Annotated in this window: 30 protein-coding genes and 2 pseudogenes; 18 read left to right on the plus strand and 14 right to left on the minus strand. The window is 60.0% G+C overall.

The annotated features are described in order from the left end of the window. Nucleotides 1–53 precede the first annotated feature (53 nt). Both FFM53_RS22490 and FFM53_RS22495 read right to left on the minus strand, forming a co-directional pair. On the minus strand, nt 54–1,709 hold the full coding sequence (locus tag FFM53_RS22490; RefSeq protein WP_138387290.1) for a putative bifunctional diguanylate cyclase/phosphodiesterase: 1,656 nt from the start codon (nt 1,707–1,709) through the stop codon (nt 54–56). Between the two features lie 223 nt (nt 1,710–1,932). Continuing rightward, the gene (locus FFM53_RS22495) at nt 1,933–2,811 is read right to left on the minus strand and encodes a LysR substrate-binding domain-containing protein (protein ID WP_138387291.1); all 879 of its coding nucleotides are present in this window, start codon (nt 2,809–2,811) and stop codon (nt 1,933–1,935) included. Between the two features lie 130 nt (nt 2,812–2,941). On the opposite strand from FFM53_RS22495, the gene FFM53_RS22500 reads away from it, so the two are divergent. Next, complete coding sequence (locus FFM53_RS22500) at nt 2,942–3,328, plus strand: ectoine synthase (protein ID WP_138387292.1); 387 nt, start codon at nt 2,942–2,944, stop codon at nt 3,326–3,328. A 224-nt stretch (nt 3,329–3,552) separates the two neighbouring features. Here the strand turns inward: FFM53_RS22500 and FFM53_RS22505 are convergent, their stop codons facing one another. Both FFM53_RS22505 and FFM53_RS22510 read right to left on the minus strand, forming a co-directional pair. Further along, on the minus strand, nt 3,553–4,035 hold the full coding sequence (locus FFM53_RS22505) for a DUF4168 domain-containing protein (protein WP_138334828.1): 483 nt from the start codon (nt 4,033–4,035) through the stop codon (nt 3,553–3,555). A 227-nt stretch (nt 4,036–4,262) separates the two neighbouring features. Beyond that, nucleotides 4,263–4,931 (minus strand): TetR/AcrR family transcriptional regulator, encoded by a 669-nt coding sequence (locus FFM53_RS22510; RefSeq protein WP_138387293.1) that lies wholly within the window; start codon nt 4,929–4,931, stop codon nt 4,263–4,265. A gap of 123 nt (nt 4,932–5,054) precedes the next feature. On the opposite strand from FFM53_RS22510, the gene FFM53_RS22515 reads away from it, so the two are divergent. The 5 genes from FFM53_RS22515 (at nt 5,055) to FFM53_RS22530 (ending at nt 7,493) form a co-directional block, all read left to right on the plus strand. Further along, on the plus strand, nt 5,055–5,594 hold the full coding sequence (locus FFM53_RS22515) for a GFA family protein (RefSeq protein ID WP_138334826.1): 540 nt from the start codon (nt 5,055–5,057) through the stop codon (nt 5,592–5,594). Then, complete coding sequence (locus tag FFM53_RS22520; RefSeq protein ID WP_138387294.1) at nt 5,587–5,808, plus strand: DUF6958 family protein; 222 nt, start codon at nt 5,587–5,589, stop codon at nt 5,806–5,808. The genes FFM53_RS22515 and FFM53_RS22520 overlap by 8 nt, the downstream gene beginning before the upstream one ends. Before the next feature lie 104 nt (nt 5,809–5,912). Next, entirely contained in the window at nt 5,913–5,999 is an 87-nt protein-coding gene (locus tag FFM53_RS37040) for a DUF6958 family protein (RefSeq protein WP_397508185.1), read from the plus strand. A 225-nt stretch (nt 6,000–6,224) separates the two neighbouring features. Next, nucleotides 6,225–6,917 (plus strand): type 1 glutamine amidotransferase domain-containing protein, encoded by a 693-nt coding sequence (locus tag FFM53_RS22525; protein ID WP_138334824.1) that lies wholly within the window; start codon nt 6,225–6,227, stop codon nt 6,915–6,917. Nucleotides 6,918–7,079: 162 nt separating this feature from the next. Continuing rightward, entirely contained in the window at nt 7,080–7,493 is a 414-nt protein-coding gene (locus FFM53_RS22530; protein ID WP_047623313.1) for a GFA family protein, read from the plus strand. 30 nt (nt 7,494–7,523) lie between these two features. On the opposite strand, the gene FFM53_RS36845 is transcribed toward FFM53_RS22530, so the two are convergent. After that, nucleotides 7,524–7,658: a hypothetical protein gene (locus tag FFM53_RS36845; RefSeq protein ID WP_281385434.1), complete on the minus strand. Its 135-nt coding sequence runs from the start codon at nt 7,656–7,658 to the stop codon at nt 7,524–7,526. Between the two features lie 53 nt (nt 7,659–7,711). Between FFM53_RS36845 and FFM53_RS22535 the strand changes: the two genes are divergently transcribed. Continuing rightward, the gene (locus FFM53_RS22535) at nt 7,712–8,155 is read left to right on the plus strand and encodes an SRPBCC family protein (protein ID WP_003560606.1); all 444 of its coding nucleotides are present in this window, start codon (nt 7,712–7,714) and stop codon (nt 8,153–8,155) included. Nucleotides 8,156–8,215: 60 nt separating this feature from the next. Here the strand turns inward: FFM53_RS22535 and FFM53_RS22540 are convergent, their stop codons facing one another. Further along, a complete protein-coding gene (locus FFM53_RS22540; protein WP_138334822.1) occupies nt 8,216–9,148 on the minus strand; it encodes a hypothetical protein in 933 nt (310 codons plus the stop codon). An 83-nt stretch (nt 9,149–9,231) separates the two neighbouring features. Continuing rightward, nucleotides 9,232–9,540 carry a hypothetical protein gene (locus FFM53_RS22545; RefSeq protein WP_173862959.1) on the minus strand — a complete coding sequence of 103 codons (309 nt, stop codon included), beginning with the start codon at nt 9,538–9,540 and terminating at the stop codon, nt 9,232–9,234. Nucleotides 9,541–9,640: 100 nt separating this feature from the next. Between FFM53_RS22545 and FFM53_RS22550 the strand changes: the two genes are divergently transcribed. Both FFM53_RS22550 and FFM53_RS22555 read left to right on the plus strand, forming a co-directional pair. Further along, nucleotides 9,641–9,841, plus strand: coding sequence for a hypothetical protein (locus FFM53_RS22550; RefSeq protein ID WP_171598312.1), 201 nt, complete (start codon nt 9,641–9,643; stop codon nt 9,839–9,841). A 1-nt stretch (nt 9,842) separates the two neighbouring features. Then, on the plus strand, nt 9,843–10,052 hold the full coding sequence (locus FFM53_RS22555; protein ID WP_138334820.1) for a hypothetical protein: 210 nt from the start codon (nt 9,843–9,845) through the stop codon (nt 10,050–10,052). Between the two features lie 96 nt (nt 10,053–10,148). Here FFM53_RS22555 and FFM53_RS22560 read toward each other — a convergent pair whose 3' ends face one another. Then, nucleotides 10,149–11,039, minus strand: coding sequence for an SDR family oxidoreductase (locus FFM53_RS22560; RefSeq protein ID WP_138334819.1), 891 nt, complete (start codon nt 11,037–11,039; stop codon nt 10,149–10,151). Between the two features lie 90 nt (nt 11,040–11,129). Between FFM53_RS22560 and FFM53_RS22565 the strand changes: the two genes are divergently transcribed. Both FFM53_RS22565 and FFM53_RS22570 read left to right on the plus strand, forming a co-directional pair. After that, nucleotides 11,130–11,954, plus strand: a complete 825-nt coding sequence (locus FFM53_RS22565; RefSeq protein WP_138334818.1) for a helix-turn-helix transcriptional regulator — start codon at nt 11,130–11,132, stop codon at nt 11,952–11,954. Nucleotides 11,955–12,006: 52 nt separating this feature from the next. Next, on the plus strand, nt 12,007–12,192 hold the full coding sequence (locus FFM53_RS22570) for a hypothetical protein (RefSeq protein WP_138334817.1): 186 nt from the start codon (nt 12,007–12,009) through the stop codon (nt 12,190–12,192). Here FFM53_RS22570 and FFM53_RS22575 read toward each other — a convergent pair. Continuing rightward, complete coding sequence (locus FFM53_RS22575; protein WP_029870478.1) at nt 12,185–12,595, minus strand: hypothetical protein; 411 nt, start codon at nt 12,593–12,595, stop codon at nt 12,185–12,187. The genes FFM53_RS22570 and FFM53_RS22575 overlap by 8 nt on opposite strands. A gap of 71 nt (nt 12,596–12,666) precedes the next feature. On the opposite strand from FFM53_RS22575, the gene FFM53_RS22580 reads away from it, so the two are divergent. Continuing rightward, nucleotides 12,667–13,833, plus strand: coding sequence for a hypothetical protein (locus tag FFM53_RS22580; RefSeq protein WP_246413042.1), 1,167 nt, complete (start codon nt 12,667–12,669; stop codon nt 13,831–13,833). 196 nt (nt 13,834–14,029) lie between these two features. Next, nucleotides 14,030–15,562 carry an Ig-like domain-containing protein gene (locus FFM53_RS22585; protein WP_138387295.1) on the plus strand — a complete coding sequence of 511 codons (1,533 nt, stop codon included), beginning with the start codon at nt 14,030–14,032 and terminating at the stop codon, nt 15,560–15,562. 108 nt (nt 15,563–15,670) lie between these two features. Here the strand turns inward: FFM53_RS22585 and FFM53_RS22590 are convergent. Further along, nucleotides 15,671–15,804, minus strand: a pseudogene (locus FFM53_RS22590) (cell division protein FtsZ); the annotation flags it as partial. 210 nt (nt 15,805–16,014) lie between these two features. On the opposite strand from FFM53_RS22590, the gene FFM53_RS22595 reads away from it, so the two are divergent. Beyond that, nucleotides 16,015–16,293 carry a hypothetical protein gene (locus tag FFM53_RS22595; protein ID WP_138334815.1) on the plus strand — a complete coding sequence of 93 codons (279 nt, stop codon included), beginning with the start codon at nt 16,015–16,017 and terminating at the stop codon, nt 16,291–16,293. 122 nt (nt 16,294–16,415) lie between these two features. On the opposite strand, the gene ftsZ is transcribed toward FFM53_RS22595, so the two are convergent. After that, the gene (gene ftsZ, locus FFM53_RS22600; protein WP_003560594.1) at nt 16,416–17,435 is read right to left on the minus strand and encodes a cell division protein FtsZ; all 1,020 of its coding nucleotides are present in this window, start codon (nt 17,433–17,435) and stop codon (nt 16,416–16,418) included. A 466-nt stretch (nt 17,436–17,901) separates the two neighbouring features. Beyond that, nucleotides 17,902–18,510, minus strand: a complete 609-nt coding sequence (locus FFM53_RS22605) for a hypothetical protein (RefSeq protein ID WP_138387296.1) — start codon at nt 18,508–18,510, stop codon at nt 17,902–17,904. Between the two features lie 84 nt (nt 18,511–18,594). Between FFM53_RS22605 and FFM53_RS22610 the strand changes: the two are divergent. Together FFM53_RS22610 and FFM53_RS22615 are read left to right on the plus strand one after the other, a co-directional pair. Continuing rightward, nucleotides 18,595–19,153 (plus strand): annotated as a pseudogene (locus tag FFM53_RS22610) (phosphodiester glycosidase family protein). Nucleotides 19,154–19,403: 250 nt separating this feature from the next. Then, nucleotides 19,404–20,195 (plus strand): HNH endonuclease, encoded by a 792-nt coding sequence (locus tag FFM53_RS22615; protein ID WP_246413044.1) that lies wholly within the window; start codon nt 19,404–19,406, stop codon nt 20,193–20,195. Between the two features lie 71 nt (nt 20,196–20,266). Here the strand turns inward: FFM53_RS22615 and FFM53_RS22620 are convergent, their stop codons facing one another. Beyond that, on the minus strand, nt 20,267–21,637 hold the full coding sequence (locus tag FFM53_RS22620) for a sensor histidine kinase (protein ID WP_138387298.1): 1,371 nt from the start codon (nt 21,635–21,637) through the stop codon (nt 20,267–20,269). Continuing rightward, nucleotides 21,634–22,317, minus strand: coding sequence for a response regulator transcription factor (locus FFM53_RS22625; RefSeq protein WP_138387299.1), 684 nt, complete (start codon nt 22,315–22,317; stop codon nt 21,634–21,636). The genes FFM53_RS22620 and FFM53_RS22625 overlap by 4 nt, the downstream gene beginning before the upstream one ends. Nucleotides 22,318–22,462: 145 nt before the next feature. Between FFM53_RS22625 and FFM53_RS22630 the strand changes: the two genes are divergently transcribed. Both FFM53_RS22630 and FFM53_RS22635 read left to right on the plus strand, forming a co-directional pair. Next, entirely contained in the window at nt 22,463–22,939 is a 477-nt protein-coding gene (locus tag FFM53_RS22630; RefSeq protein WP_138387300.1) for a hypothetical protein, read from the plus strand. 69 nt (nt 22,940–23,008) lie between these two features. Next, a complete protein-coding gene (locus FFM53_RS22635; protein WP_138387301.1) occupies nt 23,009–23,422 on the plus strand; it encodes a hypothetical protein in 414 nt (137 codons plus the stop codon). Nucleotides 23,423–23,515: the final 93 nt, after the last annotated feature.

Below are 23,515 nucleotides of genomic sequence, written 5' to 3' on the forward strand. Positions count from 1 at the left end.
GGGGCGTCAGGTTGATGCATGCCATAGCTAAAGGCACGGCGAAAATCGGTTGTTCACTGTGGTAGCGCTGGGCTTGCGGATGTGTCCGCCCGGGTGATGAATTCGCCAATCGCCTGGACCGGAAGCGGCCTGCTAATCAAATAGCCTTGAAGTCTGTCGCAGCCCACACTGCGCAACCATTCCGCCTGACCTGGCGTTTCAACCCCTTCGGCCGTCACCTGCATGTCGAGGTCATGTGCGAGGTTAACGATGCAGCGGACGATTGCCTGGCTTTTCAGATCGCTTTCGAGGTCGGTGATAAAGTATTTGTCGATTTTGATCGTGTCGAACGGGAATGTCTTCAGATAGCTGAGCGAAGAATATTCGGTCCCGAAATCATCAAGCGAGATTCGTATCCCTAGCACGTTGAGCGTATTCAAGGTGTCGATATTGTTGACGGTGCGCTCAAGCAGCACGCTTTCGGTTATCTCAAGCTCCAGACGGTCTGGCGGCAACCCGATCAAGTCCAGCGTTTGGGATACGCGATCGGTGAGGCCGTTTGTCAAGAATTCAGCCGCGGACAAATTGACCGCGACGATGTAGTTCTGCGGCCACTTCATTGCCTCGCGACATGCCTGCTCCAAAACCCATGCCCCTATTTCCGGCATTATTCCATCGGCCTCGGCCATCGGAATAAATGCCGTTGGTGGGATTTTTCCAAGTAGAGGGTGGTGCCATCTCAGCAATGCTTCGAAGCCGACAATGCTGCCGCCCTCGGCGATGGGTTGGTACTCAATAGAGAATTGTTGCTGGACCAGGGCCATGCGAAGGCTGCGGCGCAGCAGTTCGCGTTGTTCCAGCAACTCAAGCATTGAGGGATCAAACGGTCTTGCACGACCGCGCCCGTCCTTCTTCGCGGCGTAGAGTGCGACGTCGGACGCCTTCATCAGCTGCTCCGGACTTGTACCGTCCGGTGGAGCAGCAGATATGCCGATACTGGCACCGACAAATAGCGCGATGCCATCTATCGTGAAGGGTTTTTTGAATGCATCAACCAAAGCTTCTGCTAACTGGTGTCCTTTGGCGGGATGTCCTGGGCCTCTTGATATGACGGTGAATTCGTCACCCGCCAGTCGATAGGCTCTGTCGTCCCTGGCAAGGCACCCTTGAATGCGGCTTGCAGCGAGCTGAAGAAGCTTGTCGCCTGCCGGATGCCCAAGCGTGTCGTTGACGGGTTTGAAATCGTCAAGATCGAGTTGCATCAGGGACAGAGTCTCGTTCGAGCCTGTGGTCTCTCGTAACAACACAGCGAGGTCCTCGCTGAACTGGCGTCGGTTCGGCAGTCCAGTGAGCGGATCGTGGGTGGCCAGATGCAAAAGAGTTGCGCGCTCATCGTCGATAGATTCCTCGGACCGAACCACGGCAAACAGATCTCCGATCCGATAGATCGTCAGTCCGTGCGACGCGGGCGCGCCAAGATCCCCCGATATTTGCAAGGGTTGGGCACTGTCGCCCAATGAACGGAGGGCGAGTGTAATCGCCGATTTGTCCAATTCAGGAAAATGCTCCCAAAACGACGCTGCTGGTTTGACAGAAGCAGGCAGCTCATTGCCGAGCAAATTCTCGACGGGATTGAAATCGCGATCAAAGAACAAAAGCCGGTCGATTGAGCTCGAAGTTTTTGCCTCTGTTTGTCCGAGCGCCGAGGGGGCAGCATGAATTTTCCGCATGTCCGAGGCCCTCCCTAGTCTCATGTCATAACCAGATATTGTAGCAAATCAGCCCCCGCACAACTTGTGCACGCCAAGATTTACATTAGGCATTTCTGATTAACAATCCCCAACCTCTGCCCAACTCGCTCACGGATGGGCTTATGCCACGTCTTTATTACCGCGACCCATTTGCATCCATCGCCTCGGCGGCGACCCTTCGATGAACTGAGGGCAGGGGATCTCACGCGCCCGATCCGCACTCGGTCATGAACCAGTCGATGAAGCGGCCGACCGGCTTTTTCGCCCAGCTGTTCGATATGACGTAATAGCCCTGGTTCTCTGCCGTGGCGATCTCGGAAAGCACCAGCAGATCGCCGCGTTCGATCTCGCGGCGGAACACCTCGACAGGGCAGAGCGCCACGCCATGGCCGGCGATTACGGCCGTCGCCAGCATGTTGAAATCCTGAAATATCGGCCCTCGAAGCGGCTCCTGCGCTTTCTGGCCGGCCTTGCGGAACCATTCCTTCCAGCCATCGACGGATTCGTCGTGCAGCAGATCGGCGCCGGCGATCGAGACGTCGTCGATCGTCCAGTTGCGTTTGGCAAGGTAATGGCGACTGGTGACGGGCTGGTTGCGGCGGGAGAAGAGCAGGCGGCTTTCCCTGCCGCCGCTCAGATCCTCGCCCATGGTGATCAGTACGTCGAGGCTCTCGTGGTCGAAGTGTTCTTCGGCGCGGGCATAGACGATCCTGACGTCGAGATCGGGGGCGCTTTCCTGGAAGGAGGGCAGGGCGGGGACGAGCCAGCGCGATGCGATTGAGGGAATGCAGCCGACGGTGATGGCGCGCATGTCGTGATCGCGCCGCATATTGCCGGTCGCATGCGCGATCGCCGCCAGCGATCCGGAGACGGCCCGGTAATATTCACCGCCGGCTGCGGTCAGCGTAATGCCGCGGCCCGATTTCTGCAGCAGCTTGCGGCCGAGCCAGGTTTCCAGATGCTTGATCTGATGGCTGACCGCCGCATGAGTGACGTGCAGCTCGTCGCCCGCTTTCGAAAGGCTCATCAGGCGGGCCGTGGCTTCGAAAGCGCGCAAAGCGTTTAACGGCGGCAATTGCATTTGTAAAATTTCCTCACAGATGACGCAGAAATCATCATTTGAAAATGCCAGTGATTTCAATAGCTAATTGTTGCGGGCGATGAAAATGAATCATCACCGCATCTTCAATAATTTATCAGGGGAATCGGCGATGTTCGTCAGAAATCTGAAAGAGGTGGAGCTCACCGAGCGTTTCGTCGATTGGGGCAACGGCACGAGCCACCGGCTGCTGACCAAAGACGATGGCATGGGCTTTACGGTGTGCCATACCGTCGTTCGCGCCAATAGCGAGGCCTTGCTCCAATACCGCAATCACCTGGAGGCCTGCTACTGCATCAAGGGCGAGGGCGAAGTGGAGGATATGGACGGCAATGTCTTTCCGATCCGCACCGGCGATATCTACGTGCTCGACAAGCACGACCGCCATTATCTGCGCGGCGGGAAGGATCAGGATCTCGTTCTCGTCAGCATCTTCAACCCGCCGCTGACGGGCACCGAACGGCACGACCTGGACAACAAGAGCGGGTCGCAATACTGAACCAGAGCATGATGCCGAAAGTGTAAGCGGTTTTGCTCTAACTATATGATGTAGAACAGGATTCAGATTTTAGGCCGATCCGGCCTAAAATCATCCTGTTCTAGCCGATCTCTTTGTCGACTGCCGAGATGGACAGCAGAGCCCGGCAAATGGCGGGCACTGCTGCCGGCGCGAACGACAGGACATCCGCTCCCTATTCGTGGTGACTTGAAGCTACGTGCAGCCTATTGCTGCGGTTGCTGTTGTTGCTGGCCCGGCGGCGGCGTGCCGATCTTTTCCAGTACCTTCTTGGCCAGAGCCGGGTCGCTCTGCGCGGCCGTCAGGATCGACGAATATTCCTCGACGGAGATGTCGGGAGAAGCTTGGACGGTATCGACCATCTGCTTCTTGGCCTCCTCCTGCAGCTGTTGCTTGGCAGCCTCGTCCTTCGTCGCGCCGATCTTGGCCGAATATTCCTGTCTCACCTTGTCGACCTGCAGATAGGCAACGGCGAAGGCTTCGATTTTCTGATCGCTGACGGCTGCCGTCGCACCGCTGCCGCCGGGCTGTCCCTGCATCGGCGGCTGCGCCTGTGCCGGGGGCTGCGCTTGTGCCGGCTGCTGTTGCGCCTGGGCCATGTCGACAGCGGATGCCGGGCTGAAAGCAAGCAGACTGAAGACTGCCGCGCTCAATGTTGCGACAGATGTGTAACGAGTGATCATGTTCATTCCTCTTCAAGTGCATGATTTTATCGGCAGCAAGACCGCCTCGGTCGATCGCTCAGCCACTCAAAGGCCGGGCGAGGTCGCGACGATGGAACCTTTAAGAGGGCACGGTGCGGCGGTAACGGGGCGATTTACTGACGATTGAGCGGCGGCTTTGTGACCGCCGGCCTGTTGGCACGTGCGGAAAATTCAAGTCATTGCCGCTGTGATACCCGGACTTTCGGTGGCGTTTATCGCTTATCTGGATGCAGAAATGCCGCCAGGAACGTGGCGACGGCCGCCTCGGCGTGGCGGTAAATCTCCAGCTTCGTCGGAATGGCCGCATCGCCCAGCATCATGACCCGGTTGACGGGGTCGGCCATCACCAGCCAGTTGAACTGTGATGCGGCTACCGTTGCATCGGAGAACTGCAGCAGCTTCTTGCCGGCCAATTGTTCGAAAGCGCTGCCCATGGCCTCGATCGCCCGTGCAGGGCCGCGCGCGTAAAGCAGCTTGGCGAGTTCCGGGAAGCGTTGCGCCTCCGCAATCACGAGCCGGCGCAATTGCATCAGCCCCGGCGTCAGGACGATGGTGAGCTGGCGGACGGCGTAGTCGAGGAGATAGGCTTCCAGCTGAGCGCGGTTCTCCACCTGGGGGAGGCCGGTGTGAACGGCGGTATCTGCTTCTCCCATCATCTGGGTGAGCACGGCGACGAACAGCGCCTCCTTGCTGGAGAAGTGCTTGTAGACCGTCTGCTTGGACACGCCGGACCGGCTGGCGATCTCGTCCATGCTGGCTCCGGCATAACCGGTGCTGAGAAAGACTTCGGCCGCGGCACCGACGATCGCCGCCTGTTTGCGCTCCGAACGAGTGCCGGCCCGCCCCTGGGCAAGGTCGGCTTCCATACCCGGTATCAACATTCTCGATCTCCGCTCCAGCCCTACTTGACACGATCAAACTGAACCGTCTAGTTCTTATAACGGAACTAAACGGTCTAGTTTGATTTTGCGACTATCCAGCGATCCTCAACAGCGAGCGATGTCATGAACAACAAGACAACCCGTCTGACTTGTGCCTGCGGAACCTTTCACCTCGATGTGCGCGGCGCCCCGATCATCAGCGCGGAATGTCACTGCAAGAGCTGCAGTGACGCGGCCGGAAGGCTGGAGTCGCTTCCCTTGCCGGAGGCGATCCGGACGATCCATGGCGGTACGCGCTACGTGCTTTATCGCAAGGATCGGATCAGCCTTTTGGCCGGAACCGAAAACCTGCGGGAGTTCCGCCTCGGCCCCAATGCTTCAACGCGACGTGTCCTGGCATCCTGCTGCAACACGCCCATTTTCCTGGAGTTCAAGGGTGGCCACTGGCTTAGCCTCTACGGCAATCTCTGGAAGCAGGCCGAGCTTCCGCCCCTTCAATTGCGCACGATGACCCAGAATGCGCCCGATCGCGCGAGTGTGCCCGATGACGTGCCTTCCGGCGCGCTGGCGACGGCCGGCTTCTATGGCAGACTTCTCACCGCGTGGATTGCGATGGGCTTCAAAGTGCCCGACATCACTGTCAAAGGAGCTATCGATGCCTGATGACGAAAAAATCCTCATTGAAAGCATAACCTCGCCGCACCATACGGAGCGGGTCAACAAGGCCAAATACATGGCAATGCGCCACGCTCTGCTGGCCGCACTGCCTGAGCAGGCACCCGGACTGACCGTAGCACAGGCAAACATCGCCATCCTGCCGCATCTCTCCGAGGTCGAATTCCCGGGCGGCGCTAGAGCATTATGCCGAAAAGTGTGAGCGGTTTTCGGACGACATCATGCTCCAACTATTTAATTTAGAACAGGATTCAGATTTTAGGCCGATCCGGCCTAAAATCATCCTGTTCTAAGGCCGGATGGTGGTTGAAGGCCGTTCAACTGGATCTGGAAGCCAAGCGCATCATCCAGCGCGGGCCGGGAAAGCCGGTCAGGCTTTTCAAATGCCCTTGAGGCGTCTGCCGGCTCAGCCCAGCGAACGGATGTCGCGGGCGACCGCCGTTTGTCTGGTTAGGCTTCGGCTAAAGCAATTCTAGCAAACACCGCGCGGGAGAGCTTGTTTCGCAGCGCAGCCGCTCTATGTCCTCTCCCGTTTCAGCATGAGATTGCAGGCAGTATTTCACCGTAAATCCGGGTGCCGACGGCGTTGTCCGCCGGCTGGCTTGAAGGAGCTGAGCAATGAAAATTCTCATGGTTCTTACATCGCATGATCAACTGGGAAACACCGGCAAGAAGACGGGATTCTGGCTCGAGGAGCTTGCTGCTCCTTATTTCGTTTTCCGCGACGCTGGGGTGGAGATCACACTCGCTTCGCCGAAGGGCGGCCAACCTCCGCTCGATCCGAAGAGCAATGAGCCAGCATTCCAGACGGAAGACACGCGACGGTTCGAGCGAGACCAGGCGGCAACGGCTGCGCTCGCCAACACCCTGATGCTGTCCGAAATCAAGCAGGCGGACTATGACGGCGTGTTCTTCCCTGGTGGGCACGGCCCGCTGTGGGACCTGACGAACAATCGCAATGCGCTGTCGCTCATCGAGGACATGCTTTCGGCGAGAAAACCTGTGGCGCTCGTTTGCCACGCCCCCGGTATCCTCACGAATGTGAAAGCGCCGGATGGAAAGCCCATCGCCAAGGGCCGGGCCGTCACGGGGTTCACCGATTCCGAGGAAGAGGCCATGCACCTGGTCGAGGTTGTTCCCTACCTGCTCGAGGACGTGCTGAAAGAGCAGGGCGCCCAGTTTTCGAAGACGGCGGATTGGGGCGTGCATGTCGTCCAGGATGGCCTGCTGATCACCGGCCAAAACCCTGCCTCATCCAGGCAGGGCGCCCGGACGCTCCTCGATGCCTTGAAAAAGCAGGCCGCGGCTTAAGCGTTTCGACCGGTGGGCACGATTGCCGCCGCCGGGAGGCCGAGATCTTCTCATTCGGCTATTGCCGATCCCGGCCGCAGGCGCGCTACGACGACGTCTGCGGCACGACGGCGAGGCAGAGCCAATCGCAAATGTTCGAACACGGGATGGGAGGCATCTGACATGACCAGGAAATATACGGGGCAATGCGCCTGCGGCGCGGTGAGATTTGCCTTCGACACCGACCCGAACTTTGTCGCCAATTGCCATTGCCTAGACTGCAAGAGGGCAACGGGCGGCGAGGCCGCCACGTTCTTCGCCGTGCCGCAGGAAGATTTCACCGTGATCAGCGGCAGCCCGAAGGCGTTTCATTACATCGCCGATTCAGGCAAGGGGCTCGACCGCAACTTTTGCCCCGATTGCGGCGCCAGATTGTTCAGCAGCAACCTCGAGAGCTTCCCCGGCCTCGTCTTCGTGACGCTCGGCAGCCTGGACCGGCCCGAGCTGATCAAGCCGGGGGTCGAAATGTTCACCAGGCGGCGGCTCGCCTGGGCAAGGCCGCTCGATCTTCCGCAGTTCGATGGGATGCCCGGTTGAGCCGCGACCCCAAAAGCGCGTCGCAATCTTTCAGATTCGCTCCTTGCGCTTTAGGTCTTTGTTTTCACGCATCTCGTTATCGCAAAACCGCAGCACACTTTTGCGCGACATGCTCAGGAGCAATTTTTCTTGAAGAAAAATTCGATCCGGTGTCGGATCGGTCAAGCCACGCCCGTCCTAGGTTCGTCCATTGCATAAATCCAGAAAGGATCACGACCATGCCGAGTACCATACGCCTGCACCGCGTTCTGGCGACCAGCCCGGAGAAAGTCTATCGCGCATTCCTGGAGGCAGACGCGCTTGCCAAGTGGCTTCCGCCGAACGGCTTCCTCTGCACCGTGCATCATTCGGAGCCGGTTGTCGGCGGCACGTTCAGAATGTCCTTCCGCAATTTCACGACGGGCAATAGCCACGCCTTCGGCGGCGAATATCTCGAGCTCGTACCCGGCGAGCGTCTGCGTTACACCGACAGGTTTGACGACCCCAACCTGCCGGGCGAAATGGAAGTCACCGTGACGCTGAAGAAGGTTTCGGTCGGTACAGAGGTGGATATCGTACAGGCAGGCGTGCCTGACGTCATTCCGCCCGAGGCTTGTTATCTCGGCTGGCAGGAGTCGCTGCGAAACCTCGCCAGGGTCGTCGAACCCGACATCCAGGAATAGCGTGAGGACCGCGCCGGCCGGGCGATAATCGCCCGGCATTGGCGCCCGGCATCGGCGACATCAATCAATCCCCATGCCGCGTTTGGCCAGGGCGTGGCGGGCGGCCGCAGCGCCCCAATCGTCGGAAAGGTCCTGCCCTTCGATTTCTATTTCGGCGATCGGCGTTGCCCGGATCAGCGGCACGGAGCCGAAAGGCAGGCCGTCGATGCGCCCGGCGTCGCGGCTCAGCATGATGCGGGTCATCGGGTGGTAATCCTCGGTCAGCCGGCAGAACAGGATGGCGCCGTGCATCTCGACATCGCGGGCGACACGATAACCGTCTGCCACGAGGTCTCCGATGTTGATCAACAGGTTCGCCCAGTTTTCGATCCCGGCCGCATCCAGTGTCGCGGCGTCGAATTCCATGAAGAGCTCGCATTCGACGCCGTTCTCCGGCTCGGATATGCCGGCCCAAGGGGTCGACAGCCCGTCGGTGGCAAGTGTCAGCCTTTCCGGCGCATGGATGGCGAGGATACGGCGATGCGGGCCGAACCATTTCGTCTGGGCATGAATGTTGGCCGTTTCGCGCTCAGCAGCAAAGTCCTCCTGCACCTTGCCGCGGTTCTGCCAGAAGACGCGCCGGACAGCGGCGGTGGTTTCGTAGATCGGGTCGTCGGGCCCTCGCGGCACGATCGTCCGGTCATAGCTAGTTTCGAGCGTGATCTCTCCCCGCATGAAGGGGAACTTCGGCTTCTTCCAGCGAATCAGCACCTTATTGAAGCGGGGCATCCCTGATGCACCGAGCTTTTCAACGACATCGGAGATGATATCGAGCGGATGCCTGGATGCCTCCGGGACATAGTTTCCCTCGACATCGCGGTAGCCGCCCGTCCGGGAGGAGTGCCCTGCCTGCATCGTTGTGGCGGTCCATTCGCCGCTGACGGCGCCGGCCGGCGCCTTGCCGAGAGCCGGGGCAAGTTCCCGGATCGCCTCGTCAATCGAATAGGATGCCACGTCTCCCCTCCGCCTTCACCCAGAGATCGTATCCCCTGCGGCCGATCGGCCGCGAACAGAAGCTAGCGCGGAGGTGTCGCCGATCAATAGTGGATGGATCGATCGGCGCGGGCAGGGTGGTGCTGACTTTGCTGGCATTGCTCTATGCGCCGCAGAGCTTTCGGAATGCGCTGATGGCGGCGGCGGCTCGCGCGCGGATATTCTCGTCCGACGGTTCGGGCAGCGCTAATTGCGCTCAAGCTCGTCATCTTCATGGTCATCACCCAGCCGGCGAACGCGGCGACGGAGAGCTGGTCCGTGCAGCCGGAGAATTGGTAAAGCCTTCGCACCCAATGGGAATATTCGCACGCGGTCAATGCCGTGATCACCTTGCTTGCCTTCTGCTGCGCCACGCTTGCCTCGCTACGGTAAGCCGCTTTGCGCGAAAATATTGCCGCGGGAACAGTTGCTGATCTTTTCGGTTTTCCTTGTTCCAACCAAGGAGGAACGAAGATGGGCATGACGACACCGAAAGACGGCGCCCCCGGCACCACCGACCAGTCTCCCCGCTGGGAAGGGCCGAAGGAAAATAAACCTCGCGGCTACATGAAGGCCAAGGATGATCCGGATCGCGACCGCGACGCGCATGGTGAAAACAATCGCGATCCCGACATCAAGAATATCGGTGACGCGCTGAAGCAGAAGGGCGAATGAGATGGCCGATCCCAAAAAAGACGCAGCCGGCCAGTTCGCCAAATCCCAGGCTGACCGAAAAAGCAGCGGCGTCGCTAGCGCCAAACCGACCGTCATCACTGGCTCTGAGGATGCCACGGTGAACAAGAACCCGCCCGGCAAGAAAAAGCCTGGGAAGGATTGGGACATCAATTACGATCCAGCCGATAGGAACGAGAGCCGATCGCACTAGCTCGGGCCGTCGCTGGTTCTCCTATGAGCCAACCCGGAGGCATTTCCGTTTTCTCCAGTCACGGAAATGCTCCATTTTTAGATGTGGACACAGTTCTTACCCACCGAAATAGGCCGGATGGTCGATATCGGCGAGCAGGCCGGGCTGCTGCGGCTGCCAGCCGAGCAGCGCGCGGCTATGCTCGCTCGATGTGGGCACATCGAAGCCGGCGAACATGGCGAACCAGCCGAAATGCTCGGCCGCTTCTTCCCGTGAGAGCGACACGGCTGGCACATCGAGCCGTCGGCCGATGACCTCGGCGATCTGCCTAAAGGCAACTCCCTCTTCCGCGACTGCCAGGAACGGGCCGCCGACGGCGCCGCGCTCGATCGCCAGGCGATAGACGCGGGCGGCATCGAGCCGGTGCACGGCCGGCCAGCGGTTTTGCCCTTCGCCGATATAGGCCGAGACGCCCTTGCGACGGGCCAAATCGATCAGGATCGGCACGAAGCCGTGGTCCCCATGGCCATGCACCGAGGGCGGCAGCCGGACGGTAGAGGCACGCACGCCGCGGGCGACAAGCGATACTGCGGTGATTTCGGAGGCACGGGGATAGGTTTCGGTCGAAGGCATCGGCGGATCCTTCTCGGTGCCGACGCGGCCGGGGGCAAAGCCGAGGCCGGCTGTGACCAACAGCGGACGATCGGAGCCTTGGAGGGCTTCGCCGAGGGCCTCGATGGCGCGCCGGTCGGCGGCGCAGTTCTCGGCGAATTTCGAGAAATCATGGTTGAAGGCCGTGTGGATCACGGCATCCGCCTCAGCCGCACCGCTCTTCAGACTTTCGAGATCATCGAGCGTGCCGTGATGGACTTCGGCACCGGCGGCTGCTAGTTGATCCGCTCCCTTGTCCGAGCGGGTGAGGCCGAGCACCTGATGGCCGGCGGCGATCAATTCATTGACGACGGCCGAGCCGACCCAGCCGGTGGCTCCAGTGACGAATACGCGCATGTGTTATCTCCGTTTTTGCTGGAGACACATATCCGTCGTGACTGTATCATGGTAAAGTAGTGACATTATCATGGTATAAAGGCTAACAGGATGGGTGAATTCGTCACCTCGGACAACCGGCTCGGCGCCTATCTGAAGGATCGCCGTGTGAGGCTCGATCCTGCCGCCCTCGGTTTTGCAGGGGAGAGGCGACGCACCCCAGGCCTGCGGCGCGAGGAGGTGGCGAGCCGCGCCAATATCAGCCCGACCTGGTACACCTGGCTGGAGCAGGGCCGCGGCGGCGCGCCGTCTGCTGACGTGCTCGATCGGATCTCTCGCGCGCTGATGCTGACTGATGTCGAGCGCGAGCATCTCTTCCTCATTGGCCTCGGCCGGCCGCCCGAGGTGCACTACCACAGGCAAGAAGGGGTGACGCCGAGGTTGCAGGGCGTGCTCGATGCGCTGGACCCGAGCCCGGCGCTGATCCGCACTGCGATATGGGACGTCGTCGGTTGGAACCGGGCGGCAACCGTGCTTCTGACCGATTACGGTGCGCTGCCGCCTGAGGAGCGCAACGTGCTGCGCTTCATCTTCCTCGATCCGCGCGTGCGCGCTGCCCAATACGACTGGGAAAGTGTCGCCCGCTTCGTCGTCGCCGCTTTCCGCGTGGATGCAGCCCGTGCCGGGGCTGCGGCTGAGGTCGAGCCGCTGGTAGACGAACTCTGTCGCAAGAGCCCCGAATTCCTGGCGATGTGGCGCGACAACGACGTGCGCACCCACGGCGAGGGCGCCAAGCACATCAAACACCCGGTGCTCGGGCTGCTCTCCTTCGAATATTCGGCCTTCCAGGTGGATGGGCGGCCGGACCTCAGCATGGTGGTGTACAATCCGGCGACGGCGGAGGATGCGGCGAAGATCAAGGGGTTGGTCGGGTGAGGTGCGTCACCATCATTCGTACGCGCTTTGAATAAGCAGAATGGAGTCTGTCATGCCAAGAGCGGCCGTTGAAGACAATGAGCGCATGAGCCTGATCGATAGACGGCTTGGCATGAACATCACGATCGCAAACATCACGATCGCAAATCCTTCGATCTCGCGACAATGGTGGCCGCATCAAAAGCGGTCAGCGGTCATTCTTAGTGTCAGCGGCGCGCCGATTGCGCCCCCTATTTGACGACTTTCACTTCGGCCACGCCCTCTACGATGCTGCCGCGCTCTTCGGGAGTCCTGAGAATGAACTTGTCACTGCCGACGTAGCCTGGGTGCGATGTGTAATAGACAGCAACGCCATTCGCTTTGACTTTGTCGCATTTCATCTTCTTGCCGCCGGAATCGACGACAATCGGCTGGTGGATAATCTCGGTGCGCCCATGTTTGGGCTGCTCCACGATATCTACACGAGGATAGTCAATAAACTTGCAGTCGCCATTGAGGTGAGCGTTCTGCAGCACCGACGTCCTTTCGCCGCTGCGCGCCGTCATCCGGTGAGAATCGTGTCTGACATTTGACGTCGTCGTGCAGTTCGAAAGAGAAATCATTGCGACTGCCAATATCGAATATGTAAAAATATTCTTCACTATAAACCCTCAACTTTTGCTTGAACAAACATTGAATTTTTCGGGAAGTCAAGCAGAGTACAGGCTCTGGATTGAGCCTTGTTCCGCTTCCAGCAATCATTGAGGTGCAGTCTGTGAAAAGACGTATCGCGACGTCTCTCTTGGTGCTTGCAGCCTGCGCCGGCAATGCAAGTGAACTTCCCTTTGCCGCCACCCGGAATGTTCCGGACTACACCGCCTCGATGATCGTTCGGAACATGTCCGGTGAGCCGAAGGAAATGTTGCGTTCGGTCGTTCATCACAAGGGATGGACGCGGGTTGAATCGGTCAATGGCAACCACACTGCCATCTCCTATGGAAATTACTTCGACAACACCGTGTTGCGGACGACCAGGACCGGCAACGAAGACTTTGCCTGGATGAGCATTGAAAAGACCGATCGGAGTCTGGACCTGAGCGTGAAACAGGCGAAGGAAACCGGGGAGACCGACAACCAGGCTGGTGAAGCCTGCAAATGGTGGCAACTCATCCGCACAAAAGAAGAGATGGCGCCGCTCTGGTTCAGTTGTCTGTCGGCTGACGGCATTGAAGTTTCGCAAAAGGTTCTGTTCCGCGTGGGAAAGCCGATGAGCGACACGCAATTGGTCCGGCTTGATCGAACAGCCGTCGCGGAATCCGAGATATCGCCGCCGAAGAGGCTGTTCGACCCATGGTTCTGGCTGAAGCCGCTGCGGGATTATCCGGAGCCCGAAGCTCTCGTCGACTTTGAAGCCAGAATGGTCGGGGGTTGGTCGGAGGTCAGGATATTGAGGCACTATCCCTGGCGATCCGAAGAGCGTCGCGAAAAGGGCGGAACTCTGAAACTTACGATTTGGAACGAACTCGAAAACCAGGGAATCTCGATCATATCCTCCAAGGACATGCATGATCTTCACGCTGGCCGTGCGCCGCTTGATCCCAAGCGCCCATACAATACTTTCCAGCTTAAGACAGGCCAGGTTGATTTAAAGCGGACTGGTGGCGCGCTTGGAGAAACTTGCGCCTGGTTCAACATGACACCCGACCTTGCCGACGCGGGCAGACAAGAATGCCTGACGCCGGATGGCGTGCCTCTCGAAATCAACATCCTCTCGGGATGGGGGCATGGGGAAAACTACACCGCCGTCGAGATCAAGCGCCGCCCGGTCGAGCTCAAGGAGATGATCCCGCCGTCGGAATTGACCGATCCGTCATCGTGGGGATTCACCGTCGGCGATTGACGGGAGCAGGCGTCGCCGGCGTCTGCCTCGTCCTTCGGGGCTCCAGCTTTCGGCTTCCGCAAGGATGAGGCTCTCTTGAGTGACAAAGCTGTGAAATTCTAAAATACCACTCCTGCTAGAAAATTAATTGACCTGCCCTGTTTCAGCTGCTTTCCTCCCGATAGACCAAGGCGAATGGATCTTGAAGGAGATATCCATGACAGAGCTTGCAAAACCTGTGACGGTCAATGATGTCAGCAGCGCTTCCGAGAATGAGGTGATCTCAGGCAATCTGCTGGATAATGATCTGGCCGGGGGCTCCGGAAACCTGTTTCTCAGCTTCTTCGACGGCGAGCGGGTGCTGGCCAAGAAGGATGGCGCGATCACCGATATCGAGGGTGAACACGGCACGTTTCACGTCAAGGCCGACGGCTCCTACAGCTATACGCTGAACGAGGCCTCCAAAGCCGGCTTCATCAAGGGGATGACGCTGACGGAGACGATCGGCTACAAGATCTCCGACGGCGCCGGCAATACGGATGTCGGTCACTTCAAGCTCGATATTCATGGCGTCACGAGCCCCCCGGTCGCGGTCGATGACGGCTTCTCCTTCCACGAGGGAAGCGAGATGGCCCGCAACGTGCTTGCCAATGATCACGCGGGAGAGGTGGATACGCTCTTCCTGCGCTCGGTCAACGGCACGAACATTTCTGCCGGGCAGGGGCAGACGACCGATGTGTCCGGGCAATTCGGCATCTTCCATTTCGCGGCGAACGGAAGCTTCACCTATGATCTCGATCCGGCCGTGAAGGCCGGTCTCAATGATGGCGAGCATGTCACGGAGAAGCTCCAGTACAAGGTCTCCGACGGCGCCGGTCACGCGGATTCCGGCGTGAGCACGCTGACCGTCGACGGCATGACGGACGGGAAGTCTGTGAATACCGATCATGTCGAGGCCCAGGCCGATGTCCTGCGCCCCTTCGATGACCATTACGAACTCCAGGGGGTGGCGATCGATCCGCTGACGGGCAAATTTTACGTCAGTTCCGGCCATGGTTTCCCGGATGATTCCACGGTGAGCATTTACGACAACGCCGCCGCATTCGAGGCCGGCCACGCCAGCGGCGCCATCTCTCTCGGCGACTATGACAAGGGCGAATATGACATCGGCGGAACCTATTTTTCGGTCCGCGGAGGCGAGATCATCGGAAGAACCAACGAGGCGAGAGGCGAGGAAGACCCTTTCCCGGATCAGACCTATCTCGCAAAGTGGGATGCCGCCGACGGATCACTCGATCAGAAGGGTGCTTCCATTCCCGGCCTTATCGGCCAGAACGGGGCGGGTACGTTCGACTGGGGTGGATTCACGGCCGTCAATACGATGCAGGATTCGACCGGCATCTACGTCGTCGGCCGCATCAATGATTCCACCTGGCAGGTCTCCAAAATCGATCCCGAAACGCTGAGCCCGATCGAATCCAAGACCTTCGCGGCCGGCGGGCTCGGCTACGGTTTTGCCGTCGACGGCACGTTCTTCTTCGGCGATTCCTCCAGCAGCGAGCATATCGGCACGGCCTTCGACTTCGAAACCGGGGTCAAGACAACGGTCGACGTCAACATCGCCATACCGGGAGACGACTTGATCACCAACGTGGTCTATGACTCAGCGGCGGATAATCTCTACATCACCAACACCGGGATCGACGAAATCTCCGTGGTGCACAATATCTCGGACATACTCTTCGCCTGACGGTCTTTGCTGGCCGAATGCCAACGCCGCCCCGCCCGTTTTCCACAGGGCGTGGCGGCGTTTATCCACTCAGTGCCGTGGTGAACAGAGCAGCATAACAGTGGCCACTTACTGCAGCGTGCGCGTCTGGATCTGTTCGGCGGCGTGAGGCGCGGATGCAGGTGAGGACTGCCTTCCAGACCGGTCGCCACCACCGAAACGCGGAACTTGCCGTCGAGGCTGCGGTCGAAGATCGCCCCGACGTATGCAGTCTTACCGTTCCGGATAAGGCCGCTCTTCAGCCAGTACGAGGCGTCTCCGGCTGTCCCGGCAGCAAGAGCGGCGGGCCGTGTGGAACATGGATGGCGGCCGACGCCTTCAGCCGGCCGCGTGGACCGGTTTCGGCCGATGATTTGGAACCATGATCCCGCCGTACTGTTTAACTGGAAGGCGCGGAAGCGCCGATAACGGGGATGCCGATTGCCAGCCAACCCGGTAATGACGATCGGCCTTTCGGTTCGCCTATGGAGGAACACGACATGCAAACGACCCGATCGAAACAACTGGCGGACGAATACCTGCGGCTTGGCGGTAAACGGCTGGCCAAGATCGATGACAATATTGTCAAGATCCGCCACTGGGATGATGACACGCCGGAGGCCGAGGCCTTCTGGCAGAAGCACATTGAGCCGTTGGATGACAAGCGCCGCGTAGAGGTCGAAACGCACCTTCCCACGATCAACGACAGGTGATCGCGAATCAACGACCGGTGATCGCGGCGATTCCCGGGGCGCAGGACATTGAAGCACGACAGCGCCGCGCGTCTGAAAAGACGTGGCAGGCTGTCGTGCTCGGATATGTCGCGCCGCTGCGCTTACTGCAGCGTGCGCGTCTGAACCTGCTCGGCGGCGTGAGGCGCGGATGCGGGCAGCGGGCTGCCTTCCAGGCCGGTTGCCACCACTGAGACACGGAACTTTCCGTCGAGGCTGCGGTCAAAGATCGCGCCGACGACGATATCGGCGTCTTCCTGCACTTCGTCACGAATGCGGCTTGCCGCCTCGTCCACTTCGAACAGCGTCATATCCGAACCACCGGAAATCGAGATCAGCACGCCCCTGGCGCCCCGCATCGAGATGTCGTCCAGAAGCGGGTTGGCAATTGCTGCTTCCGCCGCCTTCATCGCGCGGCTCTCACCGGAGGCTTCGCCAGTGCCCATCATGGCGCGGCCCATGCCTGACATGACCGACTTCACGTCGGCGAAATCGAGGTTGATCAGGCCTTCCTTGACGATCAGGTCGGTAATGCAGCCGACGCCGGCATAGAGCACGCGGTCGGCCGTCATGAAGGCATCGGCGAAGGTGGTTTTTGCATCGGCGATGCGGAAAAGGTTCTGATTGGGAATGACGATGACCGTATCGGCCGCCTGGCGAAGCGCCTCGATGCCGATTTCCGCCATCCGCATGCGGCGGTTGCCTTCGAAGGTAAAGGGCTTGGTGACGACGCCGACCGTCAGGATGCCGGCGGCACGCGCAGCGCGGGCGATGACCGGTGCAGCACCCGTGCCCGTTCCACCGCCCATGCCGGCGGTGACGAAACACATGTGCGAGCCGGCCAGGTGATCCATGATCTCATCGAGCGACTCTTCGGCAGCCGCATGGCCGACCTCAGGCAGCGAACCGGCGCCGAGACCCTCCGTCACATTCGCGCCAAGCTGGATGCGGCGCGTCGCTTTGGAGGTGGCGAGCACCTGGGCGTCGGTGTTTGCGGCGACGAATTCGACGCCCGCCAGCTTTTCCGCGATCATATTGTTGATCGCATTGCCGCCACCGCCACCGACGCCAATGACTGTAATATGCGGCCGTAGTCCCGAAATGCCGCTCTTGGCGTCCGTCATCGCGCTCTCCTTTGATGCTTCGTTCATGCCCACCCTCGTTTGCGGACGGCGAATCGTGCGTCAGGATACGCGAGCAACAAGGCAGAGGCGAGGCGAAAGACGCCTCGCAGGGAGCGGTTATCGGGAAGGGGGCTTGGTTGCAGCTTTGAGGGAGGGAGTGTTACGCCGGGAGCTGAGAATTACGCTTCAGGGATAGGTCGCGAAAGCAGCCTTGCGCCAAAAGCGGGCATCCCATCGAGACAAAACGCTATCGTGCGTTTCCAGCCCCCATCGGCGAGGTGGCGGCCGTGACAGGACTCCCTTACGCAAACCGGACCGCTGTTCTCGCGCGCGTCTTTGCGACGACTTCCTCGCGATCGCGAGCCTAACCGCGGTGGAAAGCGCAAAACTGGAAGACGCAGAAGCGCCGATGGCAGGACGCCGATCGCAGGACAGCCGGGCCTATCCCGGCAATGACGATCGGTCGCTAGGGAAACGCGTCAATGAAGTTTTGGTACACGATATAGAAGTGTTCACCAACCTTGCTGACGCTGAAAGGCCAGTCCGAACCAGGATAGAGATTGACGCATTCTTTCTTTTCCAAGCACAATTTTTGGGTTCGCTGTTGCCAGGCGGCGGATTGCTCGCCGCTGGGCAGGGCAATCTCATCACTCTCATCGTACACAAGCGTCGTGGATGTTATCGCCTTGAACATACTGTCCAATGCAAATGTCCTGAATCGCGGCTCACCGCTCGTCACATCGGTTCGTTCGATCTCTGCCAGATACGCTTGCTTGTTCAAAGCAAATCGAACGCTGTCGGGCGTTATGCCGGTAACAGCAACGATGTAAATAATGACTAGCCACGGAAGGGGCGTGATCAAGAGCGACACGACACGCCACCAGCGCCGCCGCGCCAAGTTGATGCAGATGGAACCGGCGATGGCGATCACGGTCAGCGCGAGAGTGATAAGGCCGATGGTCCACCAGTCCCATTTGGGGGCCAGCCACCATAGCCAGTTTTGCGCCAGGTACGGCAAAAACCAGATTGCATATGTCCACGTAAACTTGTCATCACGTTTTTCCGACTCTGCCACGTTTAGCTACCGGTCATTTTTTGATTCCCTGATCAACAATAACACGCAGGATAGATGGCGGTTTGAAGAAGAGGGGTGGCACTGATGACCTATCTGAAACACGGCCTGCTGATCGCGGCCGTGATGCTGGTGGCAACGATGACATCCCTGCGTCAGGTCGATGCCGCTGAGTGCGAGCAGGAAACCTTCGAAGAGGCGGGATATGTCGTCTGTACTGTAGACGCTGACAAAGCCGACCTCAGATTGTTCTGGAAGAACGCCGATACGGCCAAGCCCTCCGCCGGCCAGGTCCCGAATTTCTACAAGAAGCAGAACGGCGTATTCTCTATCGGTGACGCGGGCGCTTCGATACTGCCGACCGATGAATTTCTGAAGCGTAGGCAGAGTGCCCGCTTCTCCACCCAGTCCGGCCCGATGCTCGTCATCGGCAACGGGCTGAACCCGATCTTCATTCCCCGGCTCGACGGACCGAACCCGCCAGAGCGCTGTGGGAACCTGCAGCGACGGAGCGGTTCGCTTCGCGATCAGTGAAGACGGGGTGAATTTCCACGACTTCGCGCGGCTTTTCCGCGACCGTCTGAAATGCCCCGATGCCCTGTTTCTGGATGGCGGGTATGGGCCTATGTTTGGCGTGGTGGGTTGACGGCAGTTGCGGGAATGCGGCTTGTCCCCGAAACGGCCGGCTGGCGGATGCGACGGTCAGTAGGGCTGATTCTGGGCTCTTTTCGAAGAAGTGGATCGATGGTCCCTAAAATCGACGGGTGTCAATGGGACGATTTGGATATTGGGTGCGCAGCCTATCTTGAGAGTACTGTAAAGGCCGTTTTGTACGAAGCAACAATTATGAGAATCGTCTGATAAGTTGTATTGCTTGCGGCATGCGCTCTTTGGCAATGCGGAAGCAGAATTACTATCTGGACGGAAGATGTGTCTTTTGCCGAAAATCGTTTACGCAGGCAGAACTCACTGACGAGCACATCATCCCCGAAGCTATCAATGGCTCCTTGGTGATACGCCACGGTTCCTGCAAGGAATGCGCTACGCGCTCCAATCAAGAATACGAGAACCAAGCGCTCAATGTCGACCTTAAAGTCCCCAGGGTGCTATTAGGTCTCCGTGGCAAGTCGAAAGGTAGCGGACCGCGCGACGCGCGACATATGCCTGAGGTCTTTGCGGGCGATTCAGTGATGGGCGGGGAGGGAAAACGGCTTGATTTCCCGATAGAGGACTACCCGAAACACTTCTCGCTAGTGCAGTTTAGCCAGGCGGGGCTCTTAGTTGGAATAGATCGAGGGGCTACTCTTGTTAGTCCACGGGTGGCGTTCTTCAACTTGGGGGGCAACGGCCTCGAAAATGTCAGGACTAGGGTTCCGTTTATCATTGGTCCGTTCGCAATGATGATTGCAAAAATTGGCTATTGCTATGCGATGGCCGAATACGGCGATGATTATTTCGATGCCACGGATATCCGGGCGCTTTTGATGGGAACGCGTGATGACGTTTACAACTTTGTTGGCAACGTAGAGAATCCCGAAAGGTTATCGACACGGCATCTTCACGGTCTGTATTTCCGTCGCAGGGCGGAATGGTTGACGGTCTTGGTTCACCTATTTGCTTCCTGTCACTCGCAGCAAGGCACGAATATTTGTAATCCGTACGAGGTCGTAGTCGGGAGAGCGTTGTGACAAATGATGAGAACCCAAAAGATGGTGATCACTCCGCAGCACTTTCACCTTCTATCGAACCAGCCAAAATCCTACCGCTCCGACCCCACCGCCACCGGCAAACATAACACACACCGCAACCCCACCGCCCCAGTCGCCTCCAGCACCAGTGACCCACCATACAACCCCGCCAGCTCGCTCACGATACTCAGCCCAAACCCATTGCCCGGCACATGTTCGTCCTCTCGCACGCCGGGCAGTAGCACGGCAGCAAGGCGGTCCGCGGGGATGCCGGGGCCGTCGTCTTCGATGGTGATGCGGGCGGTCGGGCCGTCGCGGTGGGCGCGGAGGGTGACGTGGGAGGCGGCCCATTTGAAGGCGTTGTCGATCAGGTTTCCGAGCATTTCCTCGACATCGCTTTCGTCGCAGGCCACTCGCAGGCCCCCTGATATATCAGTGTCGAAGGCGATCTTGCGTTCGGCATGAATCTGGCCGATCGCCCGGTGCAGATCGGCGACCGAAGTCGCCACATCGGTGCTGGCGACATTGTCCGTCGAGGCCATCACCCGGCGGGCAGCGGCGAGGTGGTGTTTGATCCTGTTGTCGATCCGGGCTGCGAGGCCGCGCAAAGCGCCTTTGGGATCGTTTTGCTCGTCGAGCGCCAGCAGCAGGCTCGCCACCGGGGTCTTGAGGCCGTGGGCGAGGTTGGCGAACTGCATGCGGGTTGCGGCGAGCCGCTCTTCGTTGGCCGCCAGCAACGCATTGGTTTTCAGTGAGAGCGGCGCAAGCTCGACTGTTGCCTCATCGTGCAGGCGGGTGCGTTCTCCGCGGTTGATGGCATCGATATTGGCGGCCATTGATTTCAGTGGCCTGAGACCGAAACGGATCTGCCAGAAGGTGCCGGCCATCAGCACGAGGCCGAGCAGCAGCATGCAGGGCACCAGCCAGAAGAGTGCGCGCAGCGCCGGGCCGACGAGGGCGATCATCGGCGCCGTCGCGGTGATCGTCAGCGTCATGCCGTCGATGCTGCGCACGGCCTGGCGCAGATAGAGCGGCCCTCTTCCTCGATCACCGCCCCTGCCTGATGTCGGCATGCCCATCAGCACATGGCGCAGGTCCTGCCGGGGCGGCGGCGCGTCTATCGTGCCGTTCATCAGGGAGCGCGAGGTCAGGTGCTGCCCGGCGCCATCGATCTGCCAGTACCAGCCGGAGGAGGGGCGATCGAAGGGCGGCGCATCGAGCGGCGCGGACAAGGTGATCTTGCCTTGTGCGTCGCGCGTCACCGCGCCGGCAAGGGCGCCGATCTGGGTGTCGAGACGTTGATCGACCTGCTCGCGCACCACCGTTTTGAGCGCCAGCCAGAGCACGATGGCGGCCACAACGAGCGCCAGCGTCACGAAGATGCCGGAGAACATCAGCAGCCGGCCGGCGATCGATTTCGGTTTGAGGGAGGGCGCCTTCATGATGCCGACGTCAGCATATAGCCGCGGCCGCGCACCGTCTCGATACGGCCACGCATCGTCTCGATGCGTTCACCCCCGAGCTTCTTGCGCAGGCGAGCGATGATGACTTCGATGGAATTGGAGTCGACTTCGGCATCGCCGTCATAGACGCGCTCGGTGAGTTCGCGCCGGTCGACGATCATCTCCTTGCGCAGCATCAGGCAGGAGAGCACCCGCCACTCCAGCGCCGTCAGCTTCAGCGGCAGGCCGTCGAGCTCGAAGGTGCCGAGTTGCGCATCGAAGACGAGCGCGCCGCAGGTAAGCCGCGAGGCGGCGTGACCGGACGCCCGGCGCACCAGGGCGCGCAGGCGCAGCACCAGTTCCTCCACCTTGAAAGGTTTGGCAAGGAAATCGTCGGCGCCGGCCTTGAAGCTCGAGACCTTGTCCGGCCAGCCGTCGCGCGCCGTCAGCACCAGAACCGGCAGGTTGCGTTCGCCCTCGCGCCAGCCCTTCAGCACGCTGACGCCATCGATCTTCGGCAGGCCGAGGTCGAGGATTGCGACATCGAAGAGTTCGGTCAGCCCCGCATGGAGGGCGTCCTCGCCGTTGCGCGCAATATCGACGACGAAGTTCTCCGATCGCAGCACGGCGGCGATCCGGCCGCTCAGGTCTTCGTCATCTTCGACGAGCAGTACGCGCATGGGGCAGGGCTTTCATCGCAGGGCATCTCTGGGGACGGGCCAAAACTATCGGCCCGAGCTTAACTCAATCTGAACGGAGAGGTTCAGGCAGGCGAGGGGGTGTGGCGGCTAGATTGCGACTATTACTGAAGCAAGGAGCAGATATATGCCGAACGAAGACCAGGACAACGAACATGCCGAGGGCGCAACGCCCGTGCCGCGCCGGCGCCGGCTGGCGGTTCCCGTGATCGCCGCGGCCGTGGCGCTTGTCATCGGTGCGGTCGGGGGCGCGAGCGCCGTGAAGATGATGCGTCCGACGCCCGAAATGGCGCCGCTGACGCCGGTGGCGATTTCGGCGATGCCGGCATCGAGCCTCGTCACCATCAAGGGCAAGGTCGCCGAAATCTACGGCAACAAGTTCGTGTTGCAGGACGAGAGCGGCAAGGCGCTTGTTGAAACCGGCCGGGCCGGCGAGGGTGGCGCTCTCGTCACCCAAGATGAAGCCGTCACCGTCCAGGGCCGCTTCGACGACGGCTTCGTGCATGCGAGCTACCTCGTTCGTCAGGATGGACGAACCGAAGCGCTGCGTCCGCCGAAAGGTCCGCCGCACAGACGATTTGCAGATTTCGATCACAGGCCGTGACGGGCGTGAACCAAAGCCGCGCTGCGGTGTTAACAGACACGCCTCTTTAACTCCGAAAGGAACGCTTCCATGCAACGACTTCTGCTATCAGGCCTTGCCCTTGCAGCACTGGCCGGCACCGCCTTCGCCCAGCAGCCGCCGGCTCCGCCATCCGCCGGGACTCCGCCCGCCGCGGTCGAACCCGGCTCGCCGCCTCCGCCGCCGTCTCCATCCGCTCCTGATAACGATGAGCAGATGACGGACCGGCCGGATGCGAGGCCGGGAGATCGCCCGGATTACCGCTGGCATGGTCGGAGAGGCGACATGGGCTTCCGTGGTTTCCGCGGTCATCGCCCGCCACCGCCACCGCCGTCCAAGGCAGCGCATTTCCGGATCGAGGACGGGAATACCCGGATCGATCTCAAATGCGCCGAGGACGAACCGATGAAGGCCTGCGCCGATCTGCTGCTCCAGGTCATGGACCGCCTGCAGGGGCAGGACTGATCATCCGCGCTTGAGGCGGGTGCCACACGATGATGCAGCCGCCCGCGTCTCGCGGGCGGTTTTGCGGGTTTCTCGAAGACCTTCAGTGACTGA

It is taken from the genome of Rhizobium indicum (assembly GCF_005862305.2).
GTDB lineage: Bacteria > Pseudomonadota > Alphaproteobacteria > Rhizobiales > Rhizobiaceae > Rhizobium > Rhizobium indicum.

Excerpts from the sequence above, each read along its gene's own strand:
- FFM53_RS22490 (WP_138387290.1), bottom strand. The coding sequence starts at position 1,709 with ATGCGGAAAATTCATGCTGCCCCCTCGGCGCTCGGACAAACAGAGGCA.
- FFM53_RS22495 (WP_138387291.1), bottom strand. The coding sequence starts at position 2,811 with ATGCAATTGCCGCCGTTAAACGCTTTGCGCGCTTTCGAAGCCACGGCC.
- FFM53_RS22500 (WP_138387292.1), top strand. The coding sequence starts at position 2,942 with ATGTTCGTCAGAAATCTGAAAGAGGTGGAGCTCACCGAGCGTTTCGTC.
- FFM53_RS22505 (WP_138334828.1), bottom strand. The coding sequence starts at position 4,035 with ATGAACATGATCACTCGTTACACATCTGTCGCAACATTGAGCGCGGCA.
- FFM53_RS22510 (WP_138387293.1), bottom strand. The coding sequence starts at position 4,931 with ATGTTGATACCGGGTATGGAAGCCGACCTTGCCCAGGGGCGGGCCGGC.
- FFM53_RS22515 (WP_138334826.1), top strand. The coding sequence starts at position 5,055 with ATGAACAACAAGACAACCCGTCTGACTTGTGCCTGCGGAACCTTTCAC.
- FFM53_RS22520 (WP_138387294.1), top strand. The coding sequence starts at position 5,587 with ATGCCTGATGACGAAAAAATCCTCATTGAAAGCATAACCTCGCCGCAC.
- FFM53_RS22525 (WP_138334824.1), top strand. The coding sequence starts at position 6,225 with ATGAAAATTCTCATGGTTCTTACATCGCATGATCAACTGGGAAACACC.
- FFM53_RS22530 (WP_047623313.1), top strand. The coding sequence starts at position 7,080 with ATGACCAGGAAATATACGGGGCAATGCGCCTGCGGCGCGGTGAGATTT.
- FFM53_RS22535 (WP_003560606.1), top strand. The coding sequence starts at position 7,712 with ATGCCGAGTACCATACGCCTGCACCGCGTTCTGGCGACCAGCCCGGAG.
- FFM53_RS22550 (WP_171598312.1), top strand. The coding sequence starts at position 9,641 with ATGGGCATGACGACACCGAAAGACGGCGCCCCCGGCACCACCGACCAG.
- FFM53_RS22555 (WP_138334820.1), top strand. The coding sequence starts at position 9,843 with ATGGCCGATCCCAAAAAAGACGCAGCCGGCCAGTTCGCCAAATCCCAG.
- FFM53_RS22560 (WP_138334819.1), bottom strand. The coding sequence starts at position 11,039 with ATGCGCGTATTCGTCACTGGAGCCACCGGCTGGGTCGGCTCGGCCGTC.
- FFM53_RS22565 (WP_138334818.1), top strand. The coding sequence starts at position 11,130 with ATGGGTGAATTCGTCACCTCGGACAACCGGCTCGGCGCCTATCTGAAG.
- FFM53_RS22570 (WP_138334817.1), top strand. The coding sequence starts at position 12,007 with ATGCCAAGAGCGGCCGTTGAAGACAATGAGCGCATGAGCCTGATCGAT.
- FFM53_RS22585 (WP_138387295.1), top strand. The coding sequence starts at position 14,030 with ATGACAGAGCTTGCAAAACCTGTGACGGTCAATGATGTCAGCAGCGCT.
- FFM53_RS22595 (WP_138334815.1), top strand. The coding sequence starts at position 16,015 with ATGCCGATTGCCAGCCAACCCGGTAATGACGATCGGCCTTTCGGTTCG.
- ftsZ (WP_003560594.1), bottom strand. The coding sequence starts at position 17,435 with ATGACGGACGCCAAGAGCGGCATTTCGGGACTACGGCCGCATATTACA.
- FFM53_RS22615 (WP_246413044.1), top strand. The coding sequence starts at position 19,404 with ATGCGGAAGCAGAATTACTATCTGGACGGAAGATGTGTCTTTTGCCGA.
- FFM53_RS22620 (WP_138387298.1), bottom strand. The coding sequence starts at position 21,637 with ATGAAGGCGCCCTCCCTCAAACCGAAATCGATCGCCGGCCGGCTGCTG.
- FFM53_RS22625 (WP_138387299.1), bottom strand. The coding sequence starts at position 22,317 with ATGCGCGTACTGCTCGTCGAAGATGACGAAGACCTGAGCGGCCGGATC.
- FFM53_RS22630 (WP_138387300.1), top strand. The coding sequence starts at position 22,463 with ATGCCGAACGAAGACCAGGACAACGAACATGCCGAGGGCGCAACGCCC.
- FFM53_RS22635 (WP_138387301.1), top strand. The coding sequence starts at position 23,009 with ATGCAACGACTTCTGCTATCAGGCCTTGCCCTTGCAGCACTGGCCGGC.